We start from the raw sequence: 26,921 nt of genomic DNA, 5'->3' as shown, positions 1-26,921 counted from the left end.
GCCGCGACCGGGCCGCCGCCGGTCGGATCCGGCATAACTGAACATGTTCAGAAATGTAGTACGCTCGCGGCATGCAGAACGCGTCCCGTCCGATCGCCGTCCTCGCCGGGGCGAGCGGCTTCATCGGGCGCGCGGTCGAGGCGGCCTTCGCGGCCGACGGCTACGAGATCCGCCGTGTGGGCCGGAGCGCGGCCGTCCGGTGGAGCGACGCCCCGGCGCTGACGGCCGCGGTCGACGGCGCAGACGTCGTCGTGAACCTCGCCGGGAAGTCGGTCGACTGCCGGTACACCGACGCGAACAGGGAGGAGATCCTCCGCTCCCGCGTCGAGACGACCCGCGCCCTGCGCGAGGCCGTCGCGCGCGCGGAGCATCCGCCGCGCGTGTGGCTAAACGCATCGACCGCGACGATCTACCGGCACGCGATGGACCGGCCGCACACCGAGGCCGGCGAGCTCGGCACCGGCTTCTCGCCCGATGTCGCGCGGGCGTGGGAGCGCGAGCTGTTCGCGGGCGACCTCCCCCGCACCCGCCGCGTGGCACTGCGGATGGCGATCGTGATCGGCGACGGCCCGGCGACGCGGATGCTGTTCCGCATCGCCCGCCTCGGCCTGGGCGGGGCGCAGCACGACGGGTGGAGCCTTCCCCACCGCCGCTACCGCGGCATCGGCGACCGTCCCACCGGTCCCGACACGGCGCCCTGGTACCGCACGCACGGGCGGCAGCGGTTCAGCTGGGTGCACATCGACGACGTGGTCGGCGCGATCCGCCTGCTCCGCGACGACGACGCCATCGCAGGTCCCGTCAACATCTCGTCGCCGCATCCCTCCGACAACCGCACGCTGATGCGCACGCTCCGACGGGTCGTGGGGATGCCGGTCGGCCTCCCCTCCGCGCGGTGGATGCTCGAGCCGGCCATGTGGGCGCTGCGCACGGAGCCCGAGCTCATCCTGAAGAGCCGGTGGGTGCTGCCCGGACGCCTGACCGGCGCGGGCTACGCGTTCCGGCACCCCGACCTCGAGGAGGCGCTGCGCGATGCCCGATGACGAGGGCGGCACCAAGGGCGCGCGCACGCGGGAGCGCATCCGCACGGCCGCGCTCGCGTCCTTCCGCGAGAACGGCTACGAGGCGACGACCATCCGCGGCATCGCCGACACGCTCGGGATGTCGGTGGGCGCGACGAACTACCACTTCGCCTCGAAGAATCAGCTCGTCCAGGAGCTGTACCGCGACGTGCAGGAGTCCCATCGCGACGCCGCGGCACCCGCGCTGGCCACCGAGACCCGCCTGATCGAGCGCCTGCGGATCGTCTTCTCGAGCGGCCTCGATCAGCTCGGCCCGTACCATGCGCACGCCGGCGAGTTCCTCGCCGCCGCCGCCTCGCCCCGCTCGCCGATCAACCCGCTGTCGAAGGAGTCGGCCGCCTCGCTCGCCATCGTCGAGGACCTCTTCCGCAGCGCCGTGGCGGGGGCGACGGGCGTACGCCTCCCCGACGAGATCCGCCGGCTCCTCCCTCGCGCGCTCGTGCTCGGCCACCTGCTGCTGGCGCTCTCGTGGGTCTACGACGCCACGCCCGGCCAGCGCCGCACCCGGTTCCTGCTCGACCGCGGCCTGAACCTCCTCGGCACGGTGCTTCCGCTGGCACGGCTTCCGCTCCTGCGGGGGCCGGTCACCGAGGCGCTCTCGCTCCTCGGCGACCTGCGCGGCTGAGTCGACACGCAGGAAACCGCGCGGATGTCAACCCCGCGCGCAGAGGAATCACCGGCTTCTAGAGTCGTGCCACGCCCTTCGCGCGGGCACCCGCGACGCGCGATCACGGTGACCCGTACGGATTCCCCGGCGGATGAGCCCCGCGTCGACGACGGAGGTCCCGGTGACACCACCCACGGAAGAGGAGCCCACGGCCGCGCTCCTCGGCGGCAGGTACGTGCTCCGCGACAGCATCGGTCGCGGAGCGATGGGCGAGGTGTTCCGCGCCGACGACGTCGTGCTCGGCCGTGCCGTGGCGGTGAAGCTGCTGGGCACCGCTCCCGACGGCGCGCTGCTCGCGCCGCGCGCCCGCACCGAGATGTCGCTGCTGGCCTCCCTGAACCACCACTCGCTGGTCACTCTGTACGACGCGATGGTGGAGCCCGGGCAGACCCCCTACCTGGTGATGGAGCTCGTCGAGGGTCCGACCCTCGCCGCAGAGCTGCGGAACGGGCCGATGCTCCCCGCGCACGTCGCGCAGCTCGCCGTCGAGCTCGCCTCCGCGCTGCACGTCGTGCATGCGGCCGGAATCGTCCACCGCGACGTGAAGCCCTCCAACATCCTCCTGGCCACGGACCCGGTGCCCGGCCGTCGCCCCCGTGCGAAGCTGGCCGACTTCGGCGTCGCCTACCTCGCCGACGGCGAGCGCTTCACGTCGCCGGGGATGGTGGTCGGCACCGCCGCCTACCTCGCGCCCGAGCAGGTGCGCGGTGCGCCGCCCGCGCCTGCCGCCGACATCTACGCGCTCGGACTCGTGCTGCGCGAGTGCCTGACGGGTGAGCGGGCCTTCCCGGACGCCTCGGGCATCGGTGCGATCACGGCCCGGCTCATCGAGAGCCCGTCCCTGCCCGACGACCTCGGCGATGAGTGGATCGCGCTGCTCAGCCGCATGATCGCGTTCGACCCCGAGGAGCGTCCCGACGCCCTCGAGGTCGCGGAGCTGGCCGCGGCGCTCCCGGCGGTCACGCTGCCGCGCCGCACCGCACCCGCCCCGCCGGCGGGCGACGAGCCGACGGCGACCGCGCTCATGCCGTCTCCGGCCGCCGTCTCGGACCACGTCTCGCGGCGCGACCGGTCTGGACGTCGCCGCCGACGGCGCGCCCGCACGATCATCCTGGTCGGGTCGGCGCTGGCCGTCGCCGCCTTCATCGGCGTGAACGCGGCGACATGGGTCGGCAGCGTGGGCGGCGGATGGACGACCGTCCAGGACGAGCCCGCGCCGTCCGAGACGATTCCGGCGGACGCCGAGTCCGTCGTCGACGCGCCGGCCGACACGGACGGCGACATCGTTCCCGTGTCCAGCGTGACCACCGACACCACAGACGACGGCGCGGACGGCGGCGGCGGGACCGCCGTCGACACCTCCGACGGAGCGGACGACGGACGGGTCGACGACAAGGCCCTGCGGAAGGCGGAGCACGACGCCTCCAAGGCCGCGGACGCCGCGAAGCGCGAGGCCCGCAAGCAGGCGGAGGAGCAGCAGCGCGAGGCGGACAAGCAGGCGCGCGAGGCGGAGAAGCAGGCGCGAGAGGCAGCCAAGGACCCCCGGAAGAAGGGCAAGCCCGGCCGCGACTAGGCCGGTGCCCGACGGGCGGCCCCGGTCATCCGTCCTCGGCGCATCGCACCCCGGGGCGACGGTGTCAAGGGCGCTCCCCCGCTGGGTGACGCGCCGTACGCTCGCCAGATGGATCCGACACCCAGCGAGCCCCGCACCGCCGACATCGTCGTGGCGGGGGGCGGCAACGGCGGCCTCTCCGTCGCGGGACGCCTGCGTCGCGCGGGCGTGCGCGACGTCGTGGTCGTGGAGCCGCGTGAGGACCACTACTACCAGCCGCTGTTCTCCCATGTGGCCGGCGGCACGGCGCGGGCTCGGCAGGCGGTGCGTCCGCAGGCCGAGGTCATGCCCCGCGGCGTCCGCTGGATCCAGGACGCCGTCGCCGCCGTGGAGCCCGCGGACGACCGTGTCGTGCTCGGCCACGGCGGGACGCTCTCGTACCGGCAACTGATCCTCGCTCCCGGGATCCGGCAGGACTGGGATGCGGTGCCGGGCCTCACGGCGGCGATGCTGTCACCGCATGGAGCGTCGAACTACGTGTTCGACCTGGCCGCGAAGGCCTCGCCGCTGCTGCGCGACCTCCGCCGCGGCACCGTCGTGTTCGTCCAGCCCACCGGGCCCGCCTCGTGCGCGGGCGCGGCGCAGAAGCCGATGTATCAGGCGTGCGACTACTGGCGGCGCATCGGCGTGCTGCCCGATCTCCGGGTGGTCCTCCTCGTGGCGGACGACACGATCTTCGGCATTCCGGAGATCGACGCCGAGCTCGACCGGAAGATCGCCGAGTACGGCATCGAGGTCCACCTGGGCGCAGCGGTGCGCGAGGTCGACGCGGATCGCCGGACGATCGTCTTCACCACCGGCTCGGGCTCCCGCGCGCACAGCATCACCTACGACGCGCTCCTCGCCGAGCCGCCCCAGTCGGCGCCGCCCTTCATCGCCGACAGCGGCCTGTCGGCACCGGAGGCGGCGGGCTTCGCCGACGTCGATCCTCGCACCCTGCGGCACCGCCGGTTCCCGAACGTCTGGGCGCTCGGCGACGCCGCCGCGACGACGAACTCGAAGTCGGGCGGAGCCCTGCGCGCGCAGACGAAAGTGCTCGCCCAGAACCTGGTCGCGGTGCGAGCGGGGGCGGAGCCGCCGGCGTCCTACGACGGCTACGGTGTCTGCCCGTTCACCGTGTCGCGCTCGACGGCGGTGTTCGCCGAGTTCGACGACCGCCGCCGGCTGACGCCGACCCTGCCCGCGTGGACGCGCTCGTACCGCGAGAGCCGGCTCAGCTGGATCATCGACCGCTACGTGTTCCCGCAGATCTACTGGCACCTGATCCTGCAGGGGCGCGCCTGACGGTGCTGTCAACCCCGGGCGCGACGCGGACCGCACGTCTACAGTGGGGGCGGAGGACTGCGAGATGACACCCCCCACCGAGGACGAGACCAGCGAGCTGCTCGCCGGCCGGTACGCCCGCAAGGAGCTGCTCGGCCGTGGAGCGATGGCGGACGTCTACCGCGCGGAGGACGTGCTGCTCGGCCGCGACGTGGCGCTGAAAGTCATGCGGGTCTCGGCGGACGGATCGCACCCCGCACCGCGCGCCCGCACCGAGATGGCCCTGCTCGCCTCGCTCAACCACCCCGCCCTCGTCACGCTCTACGACGGGTCGGTCGAGCCGGGCGGCGTCTCCTTCCTCGTGATGGAGCTCGTCGACGGCCCGACCCTGGCCGCGGAGCTCGCCCGCGGACCGCTGCCGGCGGCGGCCGTGGCCACCCTCGCCGCGGAGCTGGCGGACGGCCTGGACACCGTCCACGCGGCAGGCGTCGTGCACCGCGACATCAAGCCCTCGAACATCCTCCTCGCCGGGACCCCCGGCCGCCGGCGCGCGAAGCTCGCCGACTTCGGCATCGCCCACATGATGGAGGGCGAGCGCCTCACCTCTCCCGGCCTCGTCGTCGGCACGGCCGCATACCTGGCTCCCGAGCAGCTGCGCGGCGCCGCCCCCGCTCCACCGGCCGACATCTACGCGCTCGGCCTGGTGCTGCGCGAGGCACTGCTCGGCGAGCGCGCCTACCCCGACGCCGAGGGGATCGGGGCCGCCATGGCGCGCCTCGTGGACTCGCCCGACGTGCCGGCCTGGGTCGGACCGCAGTGGCAGGGACTTCTGACCCGCATGACCGCCGCCGATCCCGCAGACCGCCCGACCGCCCACGAGGTCTACGAGGCGGCAGGCGGTCTGCCCTCGTCCATCTCCGCTCCGTCCGCCGCCTCGGAGACGGCCGTGATGCCCGCCACGGGGCCGACGGCCGTGCTGGCCGCGCCCGCGGCGGTGCCGCCGCCTCCCCTCCCGGCGGCGACATCCCTCACCCCGTCGGCGGCCGTCCCGCCGCCTCCTCCGCTTCCGTCCTCGGCGGCGGCCCCCTCCGGCCGGCGCCGCCGTCGGGGCATGCTGCTCGCGGCCGCCGCGATCGTCCTCGTGGCCGTGATCGGCGTGGGGGCCGCATGGTGGCCGGGGCAGGGATCGCCGAGCACGTCACGATCCCCCTCTCCGAGCGCACCGATCACCCCCGAGGTGGCGCCGTCGCCGTCGACCGACACCGACACCGCGTCGACGACCTCCGACGACACGGGCGACACCTCCGGGCAGACGCGGGAGGATCGCAAGGCCGCGGAGGCGGCCGAGCGCGAGGCGAAGAAGGCCGCGGAGGACGCGGCGCGCAAGGACGAGAAGAAGCCCGGCGGCAAGGGCAAGCCCGGCAAGGACTGATCGCGGTCTCACGAGGAGCCCGGCGACGCCGGCGCCCACGGCTCAGGCGGGCCGTCGCCTCCGTCGCAGCCGCCAGGTGTTGCCCTGGCCCGGTTCGTGCACGAGCTCGTCGAGCGCGGCGAGCGCCAGGGCGAGACCGCGACCGGACTCGGCCTCCGCTCCCGGCATCGACACCTGATCGAGCCGGATCAGTGCCGGATCGGCGTCGTCGGTCAGGACCGCGGTCAGCGCGCCCGGATCCACCTCGAGGCGGATCGACACCGCAGGATGATCGGGACCCTCCGCGTGCTCGACGACGTTCGTCGCGACCTCGCTCACGGCGAGCGCGAAGAGCATGCGGTCCTCGTCGGAGACGTCCGGGACCGCGCTCCACAGCGATTCCAGCGCCGCGTGCACCGCGTCGACGAGGTTCAGGTCGGCCGGGCCCTCGACCAGGGCGTGGGCGAGCACGTCACTGGACATCGAACGCGGCTTCCGCGCTCGGGTACTCCCGGAGGACACGGTCGAGGTTGGTCAGCTTGAGCACGCGTCGCACGGTCTCGGGCACCGCGGCGATCCGCAGGTCGCCCTCGGCGAGGCGCGCCGACTTGAGCCCGCCGATCAGGGCGCCGATGCCCGAGGAGTCGATGAACTCGACCGCCGCCATGTCGACGACCACCCTCGGGCGGCCCGCCGCCACCGCGTCGTCGACGGACTGGCGCAGGCGCGGCGCCCCGGTGGCGGTCAGTCGTCCTTCGACGGCGACGACGGCGTAGTCGTCGTGGGTGGTGAGGGTGATGTTCATGCGTCCTGTCTCTCGTCGAGTGCTGCGGTTTCGGGGCGGAAGCCGCGGTATCGCGCGGCCTGGATGATGACGCTGAGGACGGCGAGGTCGTACACGACCCAGACCGTGTTGACGAGGGTGCCCGTCCCGTCGGCGGTGCCGAGGGCCACTCGGACGAGGCCGACGACGGCGGCGACGGCGAGCAGGGCCATCGCGGTGAGCTGGGGCCAGATCTGGCGCCACGGCGGCCCGCCGGATGCCCGGCCGTCCTTCTTGGTCACGACGAAGTTGAGCGACTTCCCCAGCACGACGTCGCGGAACGCGGAGACGCACGCAGCGATCCAGACCGGGAACAGTGCCAGGGAGTACTGCTGACCGCGCCAGGTGCGAAGTCCCTTCGCGACGACGACGAAGAGGATCTGGTTCACGAGGAAGTACGGCAGGAAGCGCGCGAAGAAGTCGACGGTCCACGCCGTCACCGGCAGGACGCCGAACAGCAGGTAGATGACCGGGGCGGCGATGTAGACGACCGCGGTGAACCCCGAGAGGTAGCTCCACATGGTCGCGAAGTACATCAGGCGCTGCCCGGCATCCAGTCCCTTCTTCGTGAGCGGGTTGTCCCGCAGCAGCACCTGCAGCGTGCCCTGGGCCCACCGCAGCCGCTGGGTGAGCATGGTGCGCAGGTCCTCGGGGGCGAGGCCCTCGGCGAGCGTCTCGTGGTGGTAGACGCTCCGCCATCCCAGAGCGTGGAGCTGCATGGCGGTGGCCATGTCCTCGGTGACCGAGATGGTGGCCAGAGGCTGGAGGGGCTGAGCCTCGTCCGGGCGGTCGACCCGCAGCGCGGCGAGCAGTCCGTCGACCGCCGCGACCGCCCCCAGCGGGGAGAGCTCCCGCACGGCCAGCGCGTCGAGACCGCCCTCGTCGACGACGACCGCGTCGAGCTGGGCATCCCGCTGGACGGGCAGCTCTCCGATCGCCGCGAGATCGGCGTTCATCCCGGCGAGGTCCCGGTCGACGAGACGACGCGACGCCTCGTGGATCGCCGCCTGCACCCGGTAGGTGACGTCGCCGATCGGCGCACCGGCGGCGACCTCGCCCCGCGCGGCCGTCACCACGCCCTGCAGCTCCGACAGCTCTCGCTGGAGCTCGGGCGGCGCAGATCGATCCGCGGCCGCCCGCTGCAGCATGCGGCTCGCCGCGCGCAGGGCGGACGTCAGCGAGTCCTCGAGGCTGCGCACGTACCCGACGATCCCCAGCTGCATGAGGGCGTCGCGGCGCAGGACGGCGTTCGACCCGCAGAAGAAGGCGGCGTTCCAGCCGTCCTTGCCCTGCTGGATCGGGCCGTAGAACAGCGGCGCCTGACTTCCGAGCGGATCGGCGTCGTCCACGTTGACGAACCACTGCGGCGTCTGCACGAGCGCCACCTCCGGGTCGTCGGCGAAGTACCCGAGGGTCTTGTCCAGGATGTCCGGGTGGGGCACCTGGTCGGCGTCGAGGATCAGCAGGAACTCGCCGTCCGTCTGCAGGAGCGCGTTGTTGAGGTTGCCGGCCTTGGCGTGGCGGGGCTTTCCCACCCAGTCCTCGGTGCGGGTGATGTAGCCGACGCCCGCCGCCTGAGCCGCCCGGGCCATGTCGGCCCGCGCGCCGTCGTCGAGGATCCAGGTGCGGTGCGGGTAGCGGATCCGCACCGCCGCCCGGGCGGTCGCCATCACCATCTCGACGGGCTCGTTGTAGGTGGTGATGAAGACGTCGGCGGTGCCCTGCGGGGCCGAACGCGGCGCCGGACGCTCGCGCGCGCGCCACATCGTGAGGGCGAAGAAGAAGGTGTCGATGAGGCTGTAGGTCTCGGCGATCACCAGAGGCACCGCGATCCACCACGCCTCCCAGTTGACCGAGGCGAGCCAGCGCCAGACGACGTAGTTGGCCCCGAGGAGCACCGACAGCAGCGCCAGGACGCGGATGACGAGGTGCCGCGCGGTCATGCGTCCCTCCGCACCACGAGGACCGTCAGATCGTCCGGCGCCGACGATGACCGTGCCAGGCGCTCCGCCTCTGCGACCGCGGCGGCGGGGCCGCCGGCGCGCAGTTCGCGCTGGACGTGCCCGAACGGGTCCTCCTCGTCGAGGATGTCGAGCAGGCCGTCCGAGCAGCACATCAGGATGTCACCGGGGGCGAGGGTGGCCGTCCCCTCGGAGCGCGGCTCGTACATCCCCATCCCCAACGGCAGACCGGTCGAGCGCAGCGGCTCCCAGGTGTCGTCCGCGCGCAGGATGTAGGCCAGTCCGTGGCCGGCGTCGACGAAGGTGACCACGCCGTCGGCGGGGTCCAGCTCGGCGTGGAGGCCGGTGACGAACATGTGCACGTCCTCCAGGTCGTCGGCCAGGCGCTGGTCCACCTCGGAGACCGCCGCCACGAGGGAGCGGTCGGGCGCGGTGCGGAGCGCGGCGCGCACGCCCGCCGCCACGAGACCGGCGCCGATCCCCTTGCCCATGACGTCGGCGAGCGAGAGCCTCAGCCGGCCGTCGTGCAGATACCAGTCGTAGAAGTCGCCCATCACCTGGCCGGCCGGCACGGCGACCGCCGCGAGCGTGTACCCCTCGATGGCCGGGGTGTCGTGCGGCAGGAGCGCGCGCTGGACGATCGTGGCCTGGGTGAACTCGTGCTCGCGGGTCAGCTCGGCCTGCACCCACGCCGCCAGCTCGGTGAGGACGGTGCGGTCCGCCTCGGTCAGCCGCCGCGGGCGGGTGTCCAGGATGCACAGGGTGCCGATGTGCTCGCCACCGGGCGCTTCGAGCGGCTGTCCGGCGTAGAAGCGCAGTCGCGGGTCGCCGACGACGAACGGGTTGTCGGCGAACTCGTCGTCCTTCTCGGCGTCCTCGACGACGAGCATGCGACCGCGGGCGACGGTGGCGTCGCAGAAGGAGTCCTCGCGGGGCGCCTCGTTGCCGCCCAGCCCGAGCTCCGACTTCCGCCACTGGCGATCCCGGTCGAGCAGGGTGACGCTCACCATCGGGACGTCGAAGAAGTCCCGCGCCAGCCGCGTCACGCGGTCGATCCGCTCATCGGGCGGCGTGTCGAGGATGCCGAGCGCCTCGACGGCGCGCTGGCGCCGAGTCTCGATGTCGACCGACTGATCCGCGAACGTCATGCGTCACACCTCGCGCTCCGCGATCGCCGTCCGCAACGTCGCGCGGGGGGACGGTGGGGGGCGACCGACCCGACGCCTGCGTTCGCAGGCCCGTCTCCACCCTAGCGACGGCGACCCCGGGCGCCAGGGGGCTTGCGGTCGCTCCCGGCACCTGGCACGTCGTGCGATTGGCGCGCCTCACCGTACGCTGATAGACCGGACGACGTACGCGTCTGCGCGAGAGGGATCCATGACTGACACAGAGCGCCACATCTTCGAGCCCGACGGCCGGGCCATCCCGTTCGTCGACGAGGGAGCCGGTCCGGCGCTGGTCCTCGTTCCCGGCAAGGGACTGGACCCCGTGCACCTCGGAACCCTCGCTCACGTGATCCTCGAGGAGGACTTCCGGATCGTGCGGATCGGGTCGCGCCACTCCGGGGCCGACGAGGGAACGACCCTGCTCGAGGCCGCACAGGACGTCGTCGACGTCATGGACCATCTCGGGATCGCCGACGCCTGGGTGGGCGGGCACGCGTTCGGCGGCACCGTCGCACGGGCGGTCGCACGCGCCCACCACGACCGCGTCAACGGCGTGCTGCTCCTGTCGGTGGAGGCCGACGTGCCGGCCGAGGCCGCCCTCGCCGAGGGGATCCCGGTGCTCGTGCTGCAGGGCTCCGACGACGACATCACCCCGCCCGCCAACGGCGAGGCGCTGCGCGATGCGGCGCCGGGGCTCGTGAGCCTCGTGACGATCGAAGGCGCCGGCCATCTGTTCGCCGCGACCCACGCGGGCGAGACGGCCGCCGTCATCGAGGACTACCTCGACTGGGACTGACGTGACCGCGCTCCCGCAGCCCCGCCTCCGCGACGCCGTGGCCCGTGACGGCGAGGCGATCGCGGCGATCTACAACGACGCGGTCGCCCGCACCACCGCGATCTGGAACGAGACGACCGTGGACGCGGCCGACCGGGTGGCCTGGATGGCGGCCCGACAGGACGCCGGTCACCCCGTGATCGTCGCGGTCGACGCCGGCGACGAGGCGATCGGCTACGCCACCTACGGGCCGTGGCGCCCGCACGACGGCTACCGGCACACGGTGGAGCACTCGGTGTACGTCCGCGGCGATCAGCGCGGCCAGGGCCTCGGCACGGCGCTCATGGAGGCCGTGATCGCGCGGGCGCGCAGCGCCGGCGTGCACGTGATGATCGCCGGGATCGAGGCCGGCAACGCCGGATCGATCCGGCTCCACGAGGCGCTGGGCTTCACGCACGTCGGCACCGCGGCGCAGGTGGGCACGAAGTTCGGGCGATGGCTCGACCTCACCTTCCTCCAGCTCACCCTCGACGCCGATCCGCCGACTCCCCGCTGATGCTCAGCCGCCGGTCGTAGCCTGGCGGTGATCGTCAGGAGGCATCATGCGCAGACAGCTCGCCGCGGCATCCCTCGCGATCGCCGGCCTCGTCCTCACGGCCTGCGCGACAGGAGCACCCATGCCCGAGCAGTCCTCGTCCCGCCCGCCGTTCCAGACCACGACGCCCGGCGCGATCGGCCCGACCGGCACGCCGGCCGATGTCCCGGCCGATCGGTGGACGGCGATCGAGGACGACCTCGCCGCCCGCGGCGTCACCGGCACGCCCGAGCTCGTCTCCGCCGAGCAGGTCACCTTCAGCGACGGGTCGCTCGGCTGCGCCGAGCCCGGGCAGTCCTACACGCAGGCGATGGTCGACGGCATGCGGGTGATCGTGTCGGTCGAGGGCACGACGTACGACTACCGCCTCGGCGAGGGCGTCCTCAAGCTCTGCACGCGCTGACACCCCCACCCGGACACACCGGAGGGGCGGTGCATCACGCACCGCCCCTCCGGGCTGGGGAGCCTTACTTGACCTTCAGCAGCAGCGCCTCGTTGGCACCCGACTGGTTGTCGAAGACGACGACCATCGAGCCGAGCGGCTTCTGCGTCTTGTAGGCATCGCCGTCGACCGTCACCGACACGCTCGCGCTGCCCCGCTTGGGTACCGTCGCGAACTGGCCGTTGCTGATGGCCGGGGCCGTCGGGTCGTACGTCGCCGTTCCGGAGATCGCGTCCGTCCCGCTGTTGGTGAGGCTGAACGACTGCACGGTGTAGTCGAACTCACCGTCCACGTCGACGTCGCTGGCCCACACCGGCAGCAGGATCGTGCTGCTGTCGGTCGGAGCCTGGGCGAGGAAGCCGCTCGCGTAGAGGTTGCCGGTGGCGATCTCCTGCACGAACACCTCCGCGACACCGTCGACGCTGCCCGCACGCACCGCGCCCGAGTCGTAGGAGAACACGATCCAGTCCGGCTCGCCGTCTCCGTCGACGTCGAGGACGACGTCGAACTCGTTCGATGCGGCGTTGGACCACCGCTTGTGCGTGTTGACGGCGAACACCAGCAGGTGGTCGTCACCGTCCGCGAAGGACTGCACACCAGCGGCACGCAGGTCGTACCCGGTGTCGGCGATCGCCTTCGGGGCGTCCCGCTTGTCGGCCAGACCCCACGTGTACACGTCCGCACCGGCATCGAGCGCGCCGAGCGTGTTGCGCAGCGTGATCTTCTTGGTGGCGTCCTTGACCTTGTCCTTGTGGGAGAACAGGGTCGAGACGTTCGCACTCACCTTGCTGTTCGAGCGCGGCACCAGCAGGTACGGGACCCGCAGCGTGGAGTTCGCCGACGTCAGCACCACATCGCCGGAGATCTCGTAGAAGGCGTACTGATCGTCGCTGAGCACCGAGGTCGGGATGTCCCGAGCCGCCGCGCTGACGGCGACGACGAGCTTGGCGCTGCCGCCGCCGCGGACCGTGATCTTCTTCTTGCTGAACTTCACGCTCGCCTTGGCCGACTGCTCCGAGGGCGATGCCGAGACCGAGAAGGTCACCGACTTCTTGCCGTGGTTCTTGATGGTCACCGTCTTCACGCCGCCGAACCCGAGTGCCGACTCCTGGAAGCCGAAGCTCAGCGCCGCCTCGCGCGCCCAGCCGCTCTCGGTGCGGAACGCGTCACCGGTGGCGGTGACCTGCGTCGCCACGGCCTGCGCCGTGTCGACCAGTCCCAGTCCGCCGAGGGTCAGGCTCTGACCGGCGACCTTGTCGGGGTCGGCGGTCGAGACGATCGCCGCTGCGACCTGCGGGGCCGACCACGTCGGGTGCGACTGCACCGTCAGCGCGGCGACGCCGGCCACGTGCGGGGCCGCCATCGAGGTGCCCGACAGGATCGCCGCGCCGTTTCCGGAGCCGACGGCCGCCGACGAGATCGAGACGCCCGGAGCCGCCACGTCGGGGCTGATCGCGCTGTCGCCCGATCGCGGACCCGAGGAGGTGAACGACGCGTACCCGCGGAAGCCGGGGTTCGTGATCGTCGCGGCGGCGATGGTCGCCGTGCCGCCGGCCGTGAGGTCGGCGCCGTCGGAGGAGCGCACCCCGAGGAACGGGATCGTCACGACGTACTCCTCGCCGGTGTCGGGGTTCGAGGTGATCTGTCCCTCGTACGGCGGCAGGTCGTCGGTCGAGTTGACCATGACGACCGCGGCGGCACCGGCCTGCTGGCCGTAGATCGCCTTGGCGACGCGCGCGCAGGTGCCGCGGGTGACGACGGCGAGCTGGTTGCCGCCCTCGACGATGCCCGCCTTGGTGAAGGCCTCCGCGGAGCATCCGAGCGCCTCGTTCTCCGAGGTCGCGGGGTCGTCGGCGACGCGGACGACGGTGAGGTCGCCGAGTCCGTCGAGCGACGCGCCGTTCGCGTTGATCGCTTCGACGGTGTTGCCTCCGACGGTGATCGTCGCGCCGGGGAAGCTCTCGGTGCTGTCGACCGCCGAGACGGCGATCACGCCGTCACCGGTGCCCGGCGAACCGGTCAGGTACGGGTTGTGGCCCGAGTTGCCGGCCGAGGCGACCACGACCACGCCCGCGCCCACGGCGTTGGCGGCGGCGACGGCGTCCGGGTCGTCCCCACGCCCGTACGACGAGCCCAGCGACATGTTGATGACGTCCATGCCGTTCGCGACGGCCCAGTCGATGGCCGGCACGACGACGTCGGTCGACCCGTCGCAGCCGAAGACGCGGACGGCGTAGAGGTCGGACTCGGGCGCGACGCCCGGGCCCACGCGGAACTCGTTCGTCGACGTCGTCGAGTCGTACGCTCCGGTGTAGGTCGTCCCGTCGGCGAGCACGCCCGAACCGCTCGAAGTGCCGGCGACGTGCGAGCCGTGGCCGTTGCAGTCGAGCGGGTTGGAGTCGGGGTGGGGCACCGGCTGGTACGAGTCGCTGCCCGGGTCGGCGTTGTAGTCGTCGCCGACGAGGTCGATGCCGCCCTTGACGCGCGGGGCGTCGGGCCCGTAGAGCGCCGGGTCGGCCGGCTGGTCGGAGGTGGCCGCGGCCGCCTCGAAGGAGGCGACGGTGCCCGGGCCCCCGAAGGTGGCGTGGGTGTAGTCGATGCCGGTGTCGAGGATCGCCACCTTGACGTTCTCGCCCGTGTAGCCGGTGTTCTCCCACACCTGCGGCACGCCGAGGAACGGCACGGACACGGCGTTGTCGAGCTCGTAGGTGCGCACGGGGTGGATCGCGACGACGCCCGGCAGCTCGGCGACGGCGTCGAGCTCGTCCGCGGGGACGGAGGCCTGGATGCCGTTGTAGGCCGACTGCATCTGGGCCTGGATCTTGCCGCCCTTGCCGGTGATCGAGCCGCGGATCGAGTCCTGCGCCTTCTTCAGCTTGCCCTTCACGGACGAGCGCTCTGCAGAGGTGAGATCCCTCCCCTTCTCGGCCTGCACCACGGCGACGGGATCGCCGGTCATCTCGATGATGACCGTGACGCGGCCGTCGGAGCCGATCGCGGAGGCCGAGAGCGTGCTGTCGACGCTGCCGCGGGAATCGGACTGGGTGAAGCGCGACGACGGATCGTCGTCGGTTGCGGCCAGGGCCGCGGTCGAGGGCAACATCAGCGCGATCGCGCCGACTGCTGCCAGAGTGCGTCGTTGCAAGGTGGAACCGCCTTTCGTGCAGGGGTCAGGACCGCCGCTTGTTGAGCGGGGGCTGAAAGGAGGCTATGCATCCGCCGTACGCCGATGGAACCGGTATGAGAGGACTCTCATCCGGGAGAGCCGATCGGAAGCGTCCTCAGGCGATGCGCGTGCCCGGCGGGAGTGCGCGGGCGGGCGTGCGGGTGCGCGCGAAGGCCCATCCGAGCAGGCCGAGAGCGAGCAGCAGCTGGACGCCGAGGCCGACGAACCAGCTGGGCACCGTCTGATCGAGGATCTCCTGCGGGGTGCGGTAGTCGCCCCCCTCCATCGGCGAGCACTCGTCCCATCCCACCGACTCGGTGTCCGGCGGGATCTGCGTCTGGCGGACGCCGATCTTCAGGTAGCCGAACACGTCTTCGGGGTTGCCGTCGCGGTCGAGCTGCGTCGGCGTCGCGTCGGCGAGGATGACGAACGGGTTGGCCGCCAGCATCCACCACACGCGATCGAAGCGCATGACGGGCTGCGTGTAGGTCGTCCAGTCCCCGCAGACCATGTTCTCCGGCTCGTTCCAGCAGTCCGTCCCGCCGTCCTTGCAGACCGGCCCGTTCTCGTCGTAGACGGCGGAGCGCTCGGAGACGGTGACCTCCGTCACCATGCTCGATCCGACCAGCCCGAAGCCGATCACGGTGCCGATGGCCAGCGCCGCGACGACGAGATAGGTCGTGGCCACGGAGAACAGCGGCCGCGCGAGGATGCCGCTGAGCGCCACGCCGATCGCGGCGATGACGCCGATCTCGACGACGAGGACGACGAGCGACACGGCCACGGTGGCGGGGTGCACACCGCCGGCGAGGGTCGCGATCACGAGGAACGGCGCCGCGACGACGGCGAAGGCCAGTCCGGTGATCCAGGAGGCCACGAACTTGCCGAGCAGGATCTCGCCGGTGGTCGCCAGGGTCACCTGCACGGGCGCCAGCGTGGCCGCGTCCCGGTCGCCGTTGATGCTGTTCCCGCTGAGCGTCGGCGACACGAGGATCACGAGCAGGAGCGTGATGTACACGACCGTCGAGTAGACGCCCGGCCCCGTCTGCTCCTGGCCGCCGAACGAGAGGAACGCGAGGAACGTCGCCCCGACGAGCAGGAGGGCGAACACGCCGAGGAGGACGTACCACGACACGGTGCGCACCCGCTGGAGCAGCTCCAGCCGGGCGATCGTCCAGAGACGGCCGAGGCTCATCGCGCACCCCCTTCGAGGTCGAGGAAGGTGTGTTCGAGCATGCCGGTGGCGGCGGAGAACTCCGCGACCGGGAGCCCCGCCCCGATGAGGGCGGCGAGCCCGGAGGCGGCGTCGGCATCCGAGGCGAACCCGATGAGGATGTCGCGCCGGTCGACCGGGACCAGCGCGGCGTCGATGCCCAGCGTCTGGGCGACGGGCAGCACGGCCGCCGTGGCGTCCCGGTCGGCCAGCCTGATCCGCCACGTGCGGGTGCGGGTGGCGGCCTCCGCCACCCGCTCGGAGCTGACGGTCGCGCCCTGCACGAGGAACACCGCGTCATCGACGACCTCTTCGAGCTCGGAGAGGATGTGGCTCGAGATCAGGATCGTCCTGCCGTCGGCGGCGAGGCGTCGCAGCAGGCGCCGGAGGTCGATCCGCGCCTGCGGGTCCAGGCCCGACGCCGGCTCGTCCAGCAGCAGCACACGCGGGTCGTGCACGAGCGCACGGGCCAGCCCCAGGCGCTGCTTCTGCCCGCGGGAGAGCACCTTCGCGGGGGCGTCGGCGAGCTCGACCAGACCGACCTCGGCCAGCAGCGTGGTGGCGCGCTCCTCGGCGACCCGCCGGTCGAGGTCGTACAGCCTCCCGGTGGTGACGATGGTCTCCCGCGCGCTGAGCGAGGGCCACGCACCGAGGGAGTCGGGCATCCACCCCAGCAGGGCGCGCGCGGCCGCGGGGTCGGACACCGGGTCGACACCCGCGATCCGGATGTCGCCGGCATCGGGGGTCAGGAGCGAGGCGAGCATGAGGAGGAGCGTGGTCTTGCCCGAGCCGTTCGGTCCGACGAGACCTGTGACGGCCCCCTCACGTGCGTCGAGCGAGACGTCGCGGACGGCGTGGACGTTCCCGAAGGAGCGCCGGACGCCGTGGGCGACGATGCCGGGGGTGGTCATGCGCTCACCCTAGGGGCTGGCTGCGGACGGGCGCCAACGCGGCGCACGCAGTCTCGGCATCCGCTCAGTCTTCGCGTCCGCCGAAGACCGCGACTGCGAGATCGGGGTGGTCGACGAAGACGCCGTCGACGCCGGTCGCGGCGATCTCCCGCCACTCGGCCGCGTAGTCGCCGAAAGCGGCGGGATCCGTGCCGAGCCGGTGCCGCGGTTCGAGGAAGAGGTTCTCGGGACGGCAGGTCCAGGTGAAGACCCGCAGGCCCCGCTCGTGCGCGTCGGCGACCAGGCCCGGGAGCGCGGCGCCCTGCGGGCCGACGAGCATCAGCTTGTCGACGCTGATCCCGTCGACCGCGCCGACCAGCCCGTCGAGCCCCGCCGGCGACGAGAGCGCGCGGTACGTCGGCGCCTCCTCGCCGTCGGCGGCGACGAGGTCGTACGGACGGCCGTCCGCCTCGAAGAGGAAGACGTACTGGGCCCGGACGCCCCGGCCCCGCAGCTGCGAGAGGATCGTCGGCTCGAACGACTCGACGATGAGCGTTCCCTGCCCGTGCGCCCAGCCGGCGGCCTCGAGCTCGGCGTGCAGCAGACCGGCCACGTCGAGGCCGAGCGCCCCGAAGTGCGTGGCGTGCTTCACCTCGAGCACGACGCCGACCTCGCGCGACGCCGCGCGCACGAGGTCGAGGAGCTCACGCAGCCGCAGGGGCGGCTCCTGTCCGTCGAAGGCCGCGCTCTCCGGCCGCAGCTCCGGCAGGCGCTCGCGGCAGCGGAGGGTCGACAGCTCGTCCCAGGTGAAGTCCTCGGTGAACCAGCCCTCGAGCGGCACCCCGTCGACGATCCGCGTCGTGCGCCGGTCGGCGAAGCGCGGGCGGGCGGCGACATCCGTCGTGCCGCCGATCTCGTTCTCGTGACGGACGACGGCCACGCCGTCCTTCGTGAACACCACGTCGGGTTCCACGGCGTCGACGCCGAGCGCCACGGCGAGCTCGTACGACGACCGGGTGTGCTCGGGGCGCAGGCCCGGCGCGCCGCGGTGGCCGATGACGAGCGGACGGGAGGGACGGGTCACCGGTCCAGGCTAGAGGCCGTCGTGTTCGCTCAGGGCGAGCCGTTCATAGGGCACTCACAGCGCCACTCCCGAGACGCCGGAAATCAGGTCCGATACGCTGGATTGCACAGCACCGCGCTGTGTACCGACTCTGGAGTGAGAGAGACCATGGCCTCCGGCAACTTCGCATTCAACAACCCGGCGTTCCAAGAGCAGCGCCCGGGGCTCACGCCTCCGTCCGCCACGCAGGCGGGCGCGCAGACCCAGTACGCGTCGGCCGCACACCAGGGCGTCGACGCCGCTGCCAACGCCCAGCTCGAGGGCGCGTTCGCCGCTCCCCCGGCGGGCTCCATCCAGACCGGCCGCATGACCGTCGAGGACACCGTCGCCAAGACGCTCGGCCTGTTCGCCGTGCTGCTGGTCACCGCCGTCGTCGGCTGGGTGTGGACCCTGGGCGGCGCCTTCAGCCCCGACCAGATCGTCAGCGCCGAGCAGGTCACGATCATGCCGTGGATCATCGGCATGCTGGGCGGCTTCGTGCTGGCCATGGTCGTCTCGTTCACCTCCCGCAAGAAGGTCCGCCCCGCGCTGATCTTCGCCTACGCGGCCTTCGAGGGCCTCTTCGTCGGCGGCATCTCCGCGTACTTCGAGCTGCTGTGGCCCGGAATCGTCATCCAGGCCGCCCTGGCGACCCTCGCAGTCGTCGGCGTGGTGCTCGCCCTCTTCGCCAGCGGCAAGGTGCGCGCCTCGGCCCGGGCGAACAAGATCTTCCTCGTCGCGATCATCGGCTACGCCGTCTTCGGCCTCCTCAACCTCGTGCTGATGTGGACCGGCGTCACGCAGGGCATGTTCGGCCTCTACAGCGAGCCGAGCCCGCTGTTCGGCATCCCGTGGGGCGTCATCATCGGCGTCTTCGTGGTGCTGCTGGCGTCGTACTCGCTGGTGCAGGACTTCGACCTCATCCAGCAGGGCGTCCGCAACGGCGCCCCGCGTGAGTTCGGATGGCTCGGCGGCTTCGGCATCATGGTCACGGTCGTCTGGCTCTACATCGAGATCCTGCGCATCATCGCGATCATCCGCGGCAGCAACTGACGCGATCGATCCGTCGACGACGGGCCGTCCGGTACTCCGGGCGGCCCGTCGTCGTACGTGAGCGCGGCGGCGAGTTCACCCCCGACGCCGATGTGGCGTACGGTCGGGATCACCATGAGACGCGGTTCCAACCTGCCTGCGGTGGGTACGTACAACCAGACGCTCGTGCTCGATCTCATCCGCCGATCCGCTGCGGGGGTGAGCCGCAGCGAGCTCGCCGAGCGCACCGGCCTGTCCGCGCAGACCCTGAGCAACGTCGCCCGCAAGCTCGTCGACGAGGGCATGGTCGTCGAGGGTCCCCCGATCGTCGCGGGCAAGGGCAAGCCGCGCACGCCGCTGCAGTTGAATCCGCAGGCGCGCTACGCCGTCGGCATCCATCTCGACCCGGCCGTGGACACCTTCGTGCTGGTCGACATGCGGGGCACGGTCCTCGCCCATGCCGAGCACGCACCCCGCCACACCGACGGGCCGCAGCAGCTCCTGGCCACCCTCGCCCGCCACGCCAACTCGCTGCTCGACGGCGCGGGGGTCCATCGCGACCGGGTGCTGGGGATCGGCGTGGCCGCCCCGGGCCCCATCGACGTCGCGCGCGGCGCGCTCCTCGAGCCCCCGCTGCTCCCGGCCTGGCACAACGTCACCCTGCGCGACGACCTGCGTGACGCCACCGGCTTGCCGGTCATGGTCGAGAAGGACGTCGTGGCGGCGATGGTCGGCGAGCTGTGGGTGGATGCCGACCAGCAGCTGAGCGAGGCGATGTTCTTCTACTACGGCGCCGGCGTGGGCGTCGGGCTCGCCGTGGACGCGACGCCCGTGCGAGGCCGCACCGGCAACGCCGGCGACGTCGCGCACATCGTGGTCGAGGCCGACGGCCCGCTGTGCCACTGCGGGCAGCGCGGCTGCCTGGGCGTGGCCGTGGCGCCCGAACGCCTGATCGCGGAGGGCGTCGGTGCGGATGTGGTCGCCTCGCCGGCGCAGCTGCGGTCGATGCTGGGCGATCTCGCTCAGCGGGCGGTGGACGGCGACGCGGCCGCGTCGCGCGTGTTCGAGCGCACTGCGCAGTCGCTCGCGCGGGCGATGGTGATCATCAACAACCTCATGGACGCCGATGTGGTCGTCATCGGCGGGGCGATGTGGAGCCGCATCGCCGCCGCCATCGAGCCGCACCTCCGGCGCGCCCTCGCCGAGAGCACCGAGATCACCACGACGCGGGCCATCACGCTCGTCGGCACGCAGCTGAGCACCGACATCGCGGCACTGGGCGCCGCCTGCCTCGTCCTGGACGGCGCCTTCACCGCCCGTCCCGCGGGGCTCATGATCACCCCGCGCTGATCGCCTGCACGTTTCCCCGCGGTTCCCTTGATCTTTTAATCCATTTGGTTTAGAAAAAGGAGGGCGCGGCGCACCGCGCGCATCGAACAGCAAAGGAGCTTCGAATGAAGAGATCACTCACGTCCCGATCACTCAGCGCCGTGGGCCTCATCGGCGTCGCCGCGCTCACGGTCGGCCTCGCCGGCTGCGCGGGCGGGGGCGGAGATGCTGCGGACGACGACACGATCCGCGTCGCCTACCAGAAGACCGCCTCGTTCACCGCGATGGACGAGCTCATGAAGAAGGCCAAGGACGAGTACGAGGCTGCCAACGAGGGCAAGACCGTCGAGCTCGTTCCGATCGAGGCCGAGCAGGACCAGTACTTCACCAAGCTCGCGCTGATGAACGGCTCCCCCGACACCGCCCCCGACGTGATCTACGAGGACACGTTCCAGATCCGCTCCGACGCGGCCGCCGGCTACTTGCAGCCGATCGACGACTTCATCGCCGACTGGGACGGCTGGAGCCTCTACGACGACGGCGCAAAGCAGGCCGGCCTCGGCGACGACGGCAAGACCTACGGCATCTCGCTCGGCACCGACACGCGCGGCCTGTACTTCAACAAGGACATCTTCGAGGCGGCGGGCCTTCCGACAGACTGGGCACCCACCAGCTGGGACGACATCCTCGAGGCCGCCCGCACCATCAAGGCGAGCAACCCCGACGTCATCCCGTTCAACGTCTACGCCTCCAAGTCGCTCGGTGAGGCGACGTCGATGCAGGGCTTCGAGATGCTCCTCTACGGCACGGGCGACGAGCTCATGGACACCGACACCAACAAGTGGGTGACGGGGTCCCAGGGGTTCCGCGACGCGCTCGGCCTGTACCAGACGCTCGCCGAGGAGGGCCTCGGCCCCGATCCTGCCGAGGCGCTCGACGCCGGCTGGGGCTCGAAGGTGAGCACCGAGCTCCTCCCGCAGGGCAAGCTCGCGATCGCCCTCGACGGGTCGTGGCTGCCGAGCAACTGGATCTCGGGCGACAACGAGTGGCCCGAGTGGCAGGAGACGATGGGCTTCGCGGCGATGCCGACGAAGGACGCCGGAGGATTCACCTCGATGTCGGGCGGCTGGACGCTCGCGATGGGCGCGAACGCCTCCGACCCGCAGGCCGCCTTCGACTTCATCGCCCAGGCGCTGACACCGGAGAACGCGCTCATGTACCACCAGGAGGCGGGTCAGATCGCGGTGCGCTCGGACGTCGCGTCGAGCCAGGAGTACCTCGACTTCAACCCGTCGTTCGAGTTCTTCTCCTCGCTCGTGCCGTACACGCACTTCCGTCCGGCCACGCCCGACTACTCGCAGATCTCGTCGAACATCCCCGTCGCGACCGAGGCGGTCTTCACCGGGCAGGCCACGCCCGAGGACGCCCAGGCCCAGTACGACTCCGCTCTCGTCGGCATCGTCGGCGAGGAGAACACGCAGGCCGGCTGATCCGCCCATGACCGCCGTCGCCTCGCGCGGCACGGTCGGCCGTGGCCGGGGGTCCTCCCCCCGGCCACGCGCCACCGACCGTGCGCTCATCCGCGCCCTCGCCCGCGCCCTTCCGCTCCTGCCCGCGATCCTGCTGCTGGCCGCGTTCATGCTCGGCCCGATCGTCTACTCGCTGTACGGGTCGCTCACCGACCGCGCCATGACCGGCCCGCGCGCGGCCAACCCCGAGTTCATCGGACTCGACAACTACGCGGCGCTGTTCGCCTCGCCCGACTTCTGGAACTCGCTCTGGCTGACCGTGGTGTTCATCCTCGCGTCGGCCGTCATCGGCCAGAACGTGCTCGGGATGCTGCTCGCGGTGCTCCTGCGCAGCGCGGTCAAGCCGCTGCGCTCTCTCGTGGGCGGCCTCGTCGTCCTCGCGTGGGTGCTGCCCGAGATCGTCGCCGCCTTCGCGCTCTACGCGTTCTTCTCGAAGGACGGCACGCTCAACCTCATCCTCGGCTGGTTCGGTCTCGAAGGGACCAGCTGGCTCTACTACCTGCCGATGCTGTCGGTGATCGTCGCGAACATCTGGCGCGGCACCGCGTTCTCGATGATGGTCTACAACGCCGCCCTGGCAGAGGTACCGCCCGAGCTCACCGAGGCGGCCACCATCGACGGCGCGGGCGCGTGGCAGCGCTTCACGCGGGTGACGCTGCCGGTGATCCGGCGCTCCATCTCCACCAACCTGCTGCTGACGACACTGCAGACCCTGGGCGTCTTCACGCTCATCTGGGTGATGACCGGCGGCGGTCCGGGCACGCAGTCCTCGACCCTGCCGGTGCTCGCCTTCCAGGAGGCCTTCAAGTTCGCGCAGGTCGGCTACGGCACCGCCATCGCCACCGTCACCCTGCTGATCGGCGCCGTGTTCTCGATCGTGTACATCAAGATCCTGAAGCCGGAGGTGGACTGACATGGCCCGCCGTTCCTCGCCCGTCAGCGTCGCCGCGCCCCGCAAGCGCACGCAGACCCTGCTCGCCTCGGTGATCCTCGCGGTGATCGGCGTGCTGTTCCTCGTCCCCCTGCTGTGGATCGTCTTCGCCTCGGTCAACGAGAACGCGACGGTGTCGATGTCGCTGCCCGAGAACTGGACGCTCGACAACTACACGCAGGTCATGACGTGGGAGCTCACGTGGCAGCCGCTGCTGAACTCCATCGCCATCTCGCTTGGCACCGCCGTCATCACCGTCATCGCCGGGGTGCTCGCCGCCTACCCGCTGTCGCGGTACCGCATGCGCTTCCAGCGGTCGTTCATGTACGCGATCCTCTTCGGCACCGGCCTGCCCATCACCGCGATGATGGTGCCGGTCTACTCGCTGTTCGTGACCCTGAAGCTCCTGGACTCCGTCTGGGGCGTCATCCTCTTCATGGCCGCGACGTCACTGCCGATGGCGATCTGGATGCTGAAGAACTTCATGGACTCGGTGCCGATCTCCCTCGAGGAGGCTGCCTGGGTCGACGGCGCCGGCTCGATGCAGGCCCTCGCCCGCGTCGTGCTGCCGCTCATGCGACCGGGCCTCGGCGTCGTGTTCATCTTCGTGTTCACGATGGCGTGGGGGAACTTCTTCGTCCCGTTCGTGCTGCTCTTCTCGGCCGACAAGTTCCCCGCCGCCGTGTCGATCTTCAACTTCTTCGGACAGTACGGCTCGATCGCCTACGGCCAGCTGGCCGCGTACTCGGTGCTCTACGCGACGCCGATGGTCCTCCTCTACGTCCTGGTGCAGCGACTCTCCGGCGGCGCGTTCGCGCTGGCCGGATCGGTCAAGGGCTGAGCGCCCGGCGCCGCACCGACATCCCTCCACCTGAAAGGCAGTACCCATGCACGACCGCTCCGCCCTCGCCGCGCTCCGCATCGACCGGTTCGTCCGCGAGCGTCTCGAGAGCAGCATCCACCGGGCCGCCGAGCCGCTCGTCCTCGAGCACTGGAACGCCCCCGGCGAGCCGGTGACGTTCGACGAGGCGGCCGCGGGCGAGTACCGCCCGATCGCCGCGGGTGACCGCTGGGGCCGCCCGTGGGGCACCACCTGGTTCCGTGTGCGCGGGGCCGTGCCCGAGGCGTGGCGCGAGGAGTCGGGGGACCTCCCGGCCGGCACGCGGGCGGAAGTGGTCGTCGACCTCGGGTACACGACCGGACAGCCCGGCTTCCAGTGCGAGGCGATGGTCTGGGACACCGCCGGCCACCCGGTGCGCGGCATCGCACCGCTGAACAACGCGGTCGCCGAGGCCGTCGCCGCCGACGGATCGATCGACGTGTACATCGAGGGCGCCTCCAACCCCGACGTCGGCAGCCTCTTCACGTTCGATCCCACGCCCGTGGGCGACCCGTCGACCGCGGGCACCGACCCCATCTATACGCTCCGTCACGTGGAGGTGCGCCTGCGCGACCTCGAGGTGGCAGCCCTCCTCGCCGACACCCGCGCGCTGCGGGGCCTGGCCGGACAGCTCGACGCGGGCTCGCCTCGCCGCGCCGACATCCTGCTCGCCCTTGAGCGGATGATCGACACCGTCGACCCCCACGACGTCGCCGGCACCGCGCGCGCCGGGCGCGCCGTGCTGGCGCCGCTGCTCGCCAGCCCCGCGGCGGCGAGCGCCCACACGCTGCACGCCGTGGGTCACGCGCACATCGACTCGGCGTGGCTGTGGCCGGTGCGCGAGACCGTGCGGAAGGTGGCGCGCACCTTCTCGAACGTCCTGTCGCTCATGGACGAGGATCCGGAGTTCGTCTTCGCCGCGTCCTCCGCGCAGCAGTACAAGTGGATGAAGGAGTACTACCCCGACCTCTTCGAGAGGATCCGGCAGCGGGTCGCCGAGGGACGCTTCGTGCCCGTCGGCAGCATGTGGGTCGAGTCCGACACGAACATGCCCGGCAGTGAGGCGATGGCCCGCCAGTTCGTCGCAGGCAAGGGATTCTTCCTGCGCGAGTTCGACCTCGACACCCCCGAGGTGTGGCTGCCGGACTCGTTCGGCTACAGCGGAGCGCTGCCGCAGATCGCGCGGGCAGCCGGCGCACGCTGGTTCCTCACGCAGAAGACGTCGTGGAACGAGACGAACCGCATGCCCCACCACACCTTCCGCTGGGAGGGCATCGACGGCACGCGCCTGTTCACGCACTTCCCGCCGGTCGACACGTACAACTCCGTCATCTCGGCGGCCGAGCTCGCCCACGCCGAGCGCAACTACGCCGACAAGGGCCGCGGCACCGTGTCGCTCCTCCCCTACGGCTTCGGCGACGGCGGCGGCGGACCGACGCGCGAGATGACCCAGGCGATCGCGCGGACGGCATCCCTCGAGGGATCGCCGCGCGTCGCGCACAGCACGCCCCGCACCTTCTTCGAGACGGCCGAGGCGGAGTACCCGGACCCTGAGGTGTGGGTCGGGGAGCTCTACCTCGAGTTCCACCGCGGCACCTACACGAGCCAGCTCGCCACCAAGCAGGGCAACCGCCGCAGCGAGCACCTGCTGCGCGAAGCCGAGCTGTGGGCGACGGCGGCGACCGTGCGGACCGGCGCGGAGTATCCCGCCGAGCGGATCGCCCGGGCGTGGGAGACGGTGCTGCTGCAGCAGTTCCACGACATCCTGCCCGGGTCCTCGATCGCGTGGGTCTTCCAGGACGCCGAGCGCAACTACGCGGCGGTGGCGCGCGAGCTCGAGGACATCATCGCGACGAGCCTGCGCGCCCTCGCCGGCACCGGCGAGCGAACGCTGCAGGTCAACGCCGCCCCGCACGACCGCAGCGGAGTGCCCGCCCTGGGCGCCGCGGCCGCTCCGGGCGCCGCGCGGACGGCGCCGCAGCCCGACGGCGACGGATGGATCCTCGACAACGGCGTGGTGCGCGTGCGCGTCGACGCCCGAGGGCTCGTGACGTCCGCCGTGGACCTCGCCTCGGGACGTGACGCGGTCGCGCCGGGAACCCCCGCGGGACTCCTCCAGCTGCACCGCGACACCCCGACTCAGTGGGACGCGTGGGACGTCGACGTGCACTATCGCAACACGGTGACCGACCTGACCGACGCGGTCGACGTGCGCGCCGACGGCGACGCGATCGTCGTGGAACGCCGCTTCGGCCGCTCGCGCATCGTGCAGCGGATCTCGCTCGACGCGGGCGCTCGCGTGGTCTCGTTCGGCTTCGACATCGACTGGCAGGAGACCCAGAAGCTTCTGAAGCTCGCCTTCCCGATCGACGTGCACACCGACTCGGCGACCTCCGAGATCCAGTTCGGGCACATCGAGCGCGCCACGCACACGAACACCTCGTGGGATGCGGCGCGGTTCGAGACGGTCGCGCACCGCTGGATCCGGGTCGCCGAGCCCGACTTCGGCGTCGCGGTCGTGAACGACTCCACCTACGGGCACGACGTGACCCGCAGTGCACGGGCGGCCGGGGGCGGGACCATCAGCACGGTGCGACTCTCGCTCATCCGCTCGGCGCTCTTCCCCGACCCGACGCAGGACATCGGGGAGCACGCGCTGCAAGTGGGTCTCGTCGTCGGGGCCGGCGTGGTGGACGCCGTCACGGAGGGATACCGCATCAACCTTCCGGTCCGCACGGTCGAGGGCGCCGCGCACGAGATCGCACCGATCGTGACCGTCGATGACCCGGGCGTCGTGGTCGAGGCGGTCAAGCTCGCCGAGGACGGCAGCGGCGACGTGGTCGTCCGCCTCTACGAGGCACGAGGCGTGCGCGCGGCCGCGACCATCACGGCGTCGTTCGGTGCGCAGGGTGTGGTCGAGACCGATCTGCTCGAACGCGAGACGGCGCCGGCCGCGGTGCGGTCGGTGGAGACGGGCGTCGATTCCGCGTCGGCGACGCTGACGCTGCGACCCTTCCAGATCGTGACCCTCCGCTTCGCGCGCTGAACCATC

Annotated in this window: 22 protein-coding genes; 14 read left to right on the top strand and 8 right to left on the bottom strand. The window is 71.7% G+C overall.

From position 1 onward, the window contains the following. Nucleotides 1-71 precede the first annotated feature (71 nt). The 5 genes from QQZ13_RS15200 to QQZ13_RS15180 all read left to right on the top strand — a co-directional run bounded on the left by QQZ13_RS15200 (nt 72) and on the right by QQZ13_RS15180 (nt 6,056). On the top strand, nt 72-1,043 hold the full coding sequence (locus tag QQZ13_RS15200) for an epimerase (RefSeq protein WP_284530316.1): 972 nt from the start codon (nt 72-74) through the stop codon (nt 1,041-1,043). Next, complete coding sequence (locus QQZ13_RS15195; protein WP_284530314.1) at nt 1,033-1,707, top strand: TetR/AcrR family transcriptional regulator; 675 nt, start codon at nt 1,033-1,035, stop codon at nt 1,705-1,707. Before QQZ13_RS15200 ends, QQZ13_RS15195 begins: the two co-directional genes overlap by 11 nt. 163 nt (nt 1,708-1,870) lie before the next feature. Then, entirely contained in the window at nt 1,871-3,322 is a 1,452-nt protein-coding gene (locus tag QQZ13_RS15190) for a serine/threonine-protein kinase (protein WP_284530313.1), read from the top strand. A gap of 108 nt (nt 3,323-3,430) precedes the next feature. Further along, the gene (locus tag QQZ13_RS15185) at nt 3,431-4,645 is read left to right on the top strand and encodes an NAD(P)/FAD-dependent oxidoreductase (protein WP_284530312.1); all 1,215 of its coding nucleotides are present in this window, start codon (nt 3,431-3,433) and stop codon (nt 4,643-4,645) included. A gap of 64 nt (nt 4,646-4,709) precedes the next feature. Then, on the top strand, nt 4,710-6,056 hold the full coding sequence (locus QQZ13_RS15180) for a serine/threonine-protein kinase (protein ID WP_284530311.1): 1,347 nt from the start codon (nt 4,710-4,712) through the stop codon (nt 6,054-6,056). A gap of 42 nt (nt 6,057-6,098) precedes the next feature. Here the strand turns inward: QQZ13_RS15180 and QQZ13_RS15175 are convergent, their stop codons facing one another. From QQZ13_RS15175 to QQZ13_RS15160, 4 genes are read right to left on the bottom strand one after another with little or no spacing between them, the layout of a single operon-like run. After that, nucleotides 6,099-6,518: an ATP-binding protein gene (locus QQZ13_RS15175; RefSeq protein WP_284530310.1), complete on the bottom strand. Its 420-nt coding sequence runs from the start codon at nt 6,516-6,518 to the stop codon at nt 6,099-6,101. Next, nucleotides 6,508-6,840 carry an STAS domain-containing protein gene (locus QQZ13_RS15170; protein WP_284530309.1) on the bottom strand — a complete coding sequence of 111 codons (333 nt, stop codon included), beginning with the start codon at nt 6,838-6,840 and terminating at the stop codon, nt 6,508-6,510. Before QQZ13_RS15170 ends, QQZ13_RS15175 begins: the two co-directional genes overlap by 11 nt. Continuing rightward, a complete protein-coding gene (locus tag QQZ13_RS15165) occupies nt 6,837-8,801 on the bottom strand; it encodes a glycosyltransferase family 2 protein (protein WP_284530308.1) in 1,965 nt (654 codons plus the stop codon). Before QQZ13_RS15165 ends, QQZ13_RS15170 begins: the two co-directional genes overlap by 4 nt. After that, nucleotides 8,798-9,967 carry a PP2C family protein-serine/threonine phosphatase gene (locus QQZ13_RS15160; protein ID WP_284530307.1) on the bottom strand — a complete coding sequence of 390 codons (1,170 nt, stop codon included), beginning with the start codon at nt 9,965-9,967 and terminating at the stop codon, nt 8,798-8,800. The genes QQZ13_RS15165 and QQZ13_RS15160 overlap by 4 nt, the downstream gene beginning before the upstream one ends. Before the next feature lie 229 nt (nt 9,968-10,196). Between QQZ13_RS15160 and QQZ13_RS15155 the strand changes: the two genes are divergently transcribed. Genes QQZ13_RS15155 through QQZ13_RS15145 form a run of 3 tightly spaced genes read left to right on the top strand, consistent with a single transcriptional unit; the run spans nt 10,197 to nt 11,758 of the window. Continuing rightward, complete coding sequence (locus QQZ13_RS15155; RefSeq protein WP_284530306.1) at nt 10,197-10,781, top strand: alpha/beta fold hydrolase; 585 nt, start codon at nt 10,197-10,199, stop codon at nt 10,779-10,781. 1 nt (nt 10,782) lies between these two features. Beyond that, entirely contained in the window at nt 10,783-11,316 is a 534-nt protein-coding gene (locus QQZ13_RS15150) for a GNAT family N-acetyltransferase (protein WP_284530305.1), read from the top strand. A gap of 46 nt (nt 11,317-11,362) precedes the next feature. Continuing rightward, nucleotides 11,363-11,758: a hypothetical protein gene (locus QQZ13_RS15145; RefSeq protein ID WP_284530304.1), complete on the top strand. Its 396-nt coding sequence runs from the start codon at nt 11,363-11,365 to the stop codon at nt 11,756-11,758. A gap of 64 nt (nt 11,759-11,822) precedes the next feature. Here QQZ13_RS15145 and QQZ13_RS15140 read toward each other — a convergent pair whose 3' ends face one another. The 4 genes from QQZ13_RS15140 to QQZ13_RS15125 all read right to left on the bottom strand — a co-directional run bounded on the left by QQZ13_RS15140 (nt 11,823) and on the right by QQZ13_RS15125 (nt 18,150). Further along, nucleotides 11,823-14,942, bottom strand: coding sequence for a S8 family serine peptidase (locus tag QQZ13_RS15140; protein ID WP_284530303.1), 3,120 nt, complete (start codon nt 14,940-14,942; stop codon nt 11,823-11,825). A gap of 136 nt (nt 14,943-15,078) precedes the next feature. After that, nucleotides 15,079-16,158: an ABC transporter permease gene (locus tag QQZ13_RS15135; protein WP_284530302.1), complete on the bottom strand. Its 1,080-nt coding sequence runs from the start codon at nt 16,156-16,158 to the stop codon at nt 15,079-15,081. After that, nucleotides 16,155-17,087 carry an ABC transporter ATP-binding protein gene (locus QQZ13_RS15130; RefSeq protein WP_284530301.1) on the bottom strand — a complete coding sequence of 311 codons (933 nt, stop codon included), beginning with the start codon at nt 17,085-17,087 and terminating at the stop codon, nt 16,155-16,157. Before QQZ13_RS15130 ends, QQZ13_RS15135 begins: the two co-directional genes overlap by 4 nt. A gap of 64 nt (nt 17,088-17,151) precedes the next feature. Further along, entirely contained in the window at nt 17,152-18,150 is a 999-nt protein-coding gene (locus tag QQZ13_RS15125; protein ID WP_284530299.1) for a glycerophosphodiester phosphodiesterase family protein, read from the bottom strand. A 147-nt stretch (nt 18,151-18,297) separates the two neighbouring features. Here QQZ13_RS15125 and QQZ13_RS15120 point away from each other — a divergent pair, with 147 nt between their 5' ends. The 6 genes from QQZ13_RS15120 (at nt 18,298) to QQZ13_RS15095 (ending at nt 26,915) form a co-directional block, all read left to right on the top strand. Continuing rightward, nucleotides 18,298-19,221 carry a Bax inhibitor-1/YccA family protein gene (locus QQZ13_RS15120; RefSeq protein ID WP_284530363.1) on the top strand — a complete coding sequence of 308 codons (924 nt, stop codon included), beginning with the start codon at nt 18,298-18,300 and terminating at the stop codon, nt 19,219-19,221. Nucleotides 19,222-19,335: 114 nt separating this feature from the next. Then, the gene (locus QQZ13_RS15115) at nt 19,336-20,550 is read left to right on the top strand and encodes an ROK family transcriptional regulator (RefSeq protein ID WP_284530297.1); all 1,215 of its coding nucleotides are present in this window, start codon (nt 19,336-19,338) and stop codon (nt 20,548-20,550) included. A 104-nt stretch (nt 20,551-20,654) separates the two neighbouring features. Further along, nucleotides 20,655-22,019 carry an extracellular solute-binding protein gene (locus tag QQZ13_RS15110; RefSeq protein WP_284530296.1) on the top strand — a complete coding sequence of 455 codons (1,365 nt, stop codon included), beginning with the start codon at nt 20,655-20,657 and terminating at the stop codon, nt 22,017-22,019. Nucleotides 22,020-22,026: 7 nt separating this feature from the next. Continuing rightward, nucleotides 22,027-22,971 (top strand): carbohydrate ABC transporter permease, encoded by a 945-nt coding sequence (locus tag QQZ13_RS15105; RefSeq protein ID WP_284530294.1) that lies wholly within the window; start codon nt 22,027-22,029, stop codon nt 22,969-22,971. A gap of 1 nt (nt 22,972) precedes the next feature. Then, nucleotides 22,973-23,830: a carbohydrate ABC transporter permease gene (locus QQZ13_RS15100; RefSeq protein WP_284530292.1), complete on the top strand. Its 858-nt coding sequence runs from the start codon at nt 22,973-22,975 to the stop codon at nt 23,828-23,830. A 46-nt stretch (nt 23,831-23,876) separates the two neighbouring features. Continuing rightward, nucleotides 23,877-26,915: a glycoside hydrolase family 38 C-terminal domain-containing protein gene (locus QQZ13_RS15095; protein WP_284530291.1), complete on the top strand. Its 3,039-nt coding sequence runs from the start codon at nt 23,877-23,879 to the stop codon at nt 26,913-26,915. The last annotated feature ends 6 nt before the right edge of the window (nt 26,916-26,921 follow it).

The organism is Microbacterium sp. T2.11-28 (assembly GCF_950097975.1).
Taxonomy (GTDB): Bacteria; Actinomycetota; Actinomycetes; order Actinomycetales; family Microbacteriaceae; genus Microbacterium.
This window is presented reverse-complemented; position numbering and strand designations above follow the sequence as displayed.

Bases quoted from the DNA above. Each gene is read 5' to 3' on its own strand.
- QQZ13_RS15200 (WP_284530316.1), top strand. From the start codon at position 72: ATGCAGAACGCGTCCCGTCCGATCGCCGTCCTCGCCGGGGCGAGCGGC.
- QQZ13_RS15195 (WP_284530314.1), top strand. From the start codon at position 1,033: ATGCCCGATGACGAGGGCGGCACCAAGGGCGCGCGCACGCGGGAGCGC.
- QQZ13_RS15185 (WP_284530312.1), top strand. From the start codon at position 3,431: ATGGATCCGACACCCAGCGAGCCCCGCACCGCCGACATCGTCGTGGCG.
- QQZ13_RS15180 (WP_284530311.1), top strand. From the start codon at position 4,710: ATGACACCCCCCACCGAGGACGAGACCAGCGAGCTGCTCGCCGGCCGG.
- QQZ13_RS15175 (WP_284530310.1), bottom strand. From the start codon at position 6,518: ATGTCCAGTGACGTGCTCGCCCACGCCCTGGTCGAGGGCCCGGCCGAC.
- QQZ13_RS15170 (WP_284530309.1), bottom strand. From the start codon at position 6,840: ATGAACATCACCCTCACCACCCACGACGACTACGCCGTCGTCGCCGTC.
- QQZ13_RS15165 (WP_284530308.1), bottom strand. From the start codon at position 8,801: ATGACCGCGCGGCACCTCGTCATCCGCGTCCTGGCGCTGCTGTCGGTG.
- QQZ13_RS15160 (WP_284530307.1), bottom strand. From the start codon at position 9,967: ATGACGTTCGCGGATCAGTCGGTCGACATCGAGACTCGGCGCCAGCGC.
- QQZ13_RS15155 (WP_284530306.1), top strand. From the start codon at position 10,197: ATGACTGACACAGAGCGCCACATCTTCGAGCCCGACGGCCGGGCCATC.
- QQZ13_RS15145 (WP_284530304.1), top strand. From the start codon at position 11,363: ATGCGCAGACAGCTCGCCGCGGCATCCCTCGCGATCGCCGGCCTCGTC.
- QQZ13_RS15135 (WP_284530302.1), bottom strand. From the start codon at position 16,158: ATGAGCCTCGGCCGTCTCTGGACGATCGCCCGGCTGGAGCTGCTCCAG.
- QQZ13_RS15130 (WP_284530301.1), bottom strand. From the start codon at position 17,087: ATGACCACCCCCGGCATCGTCGCCCACGGCGTCCGGCGCTCCTTCGGG.
- QQZ13_RS15120 (WP_284530363.1), top strand. From the start codon at position 18,298: ATGGCCTCCGGCAACTTCGCATTCAACAACCCGGCGTTCCAAGAGCAG.
- QQZ13_RS15115 (WP_284530297.1), top strand. From the start codon at position 19,336: ATGAGACGCGGTTCCAACCTGCCTGCGGTGGGTACGTACAACCAGACG.
- QQZ13_RS15110 (WP_284530296.1), top strand. From the start codon at position 20,655: ATGAAGAGATCACTCACGTCCCGATCACTCAGCGCCGTGGGCCTCATC.
- QQZ13_RS15105 (WP_284530294.1), top strand. From the start codon at position 22,027: ATGACCGCCGTCGCCTCGCGCGGCACGGTCGGCCGTGGCCGGGGGTCC.
- QQZ13_RS15100 (WP_284530292.1), top strand. From the start codon at position 22,973: ATGGCCCGCCGTTCCTCGCCCGTCAGCGTCGCCGCGCCCCGCAAGCGC.
- QQZ13_RS15095 (WP_284530291.1), top strand. From the start codon at position 23,877: ATGCACGACCGCTCCGCCCTCGCCGCGCTCCGCATCGACCGGTTCGTC.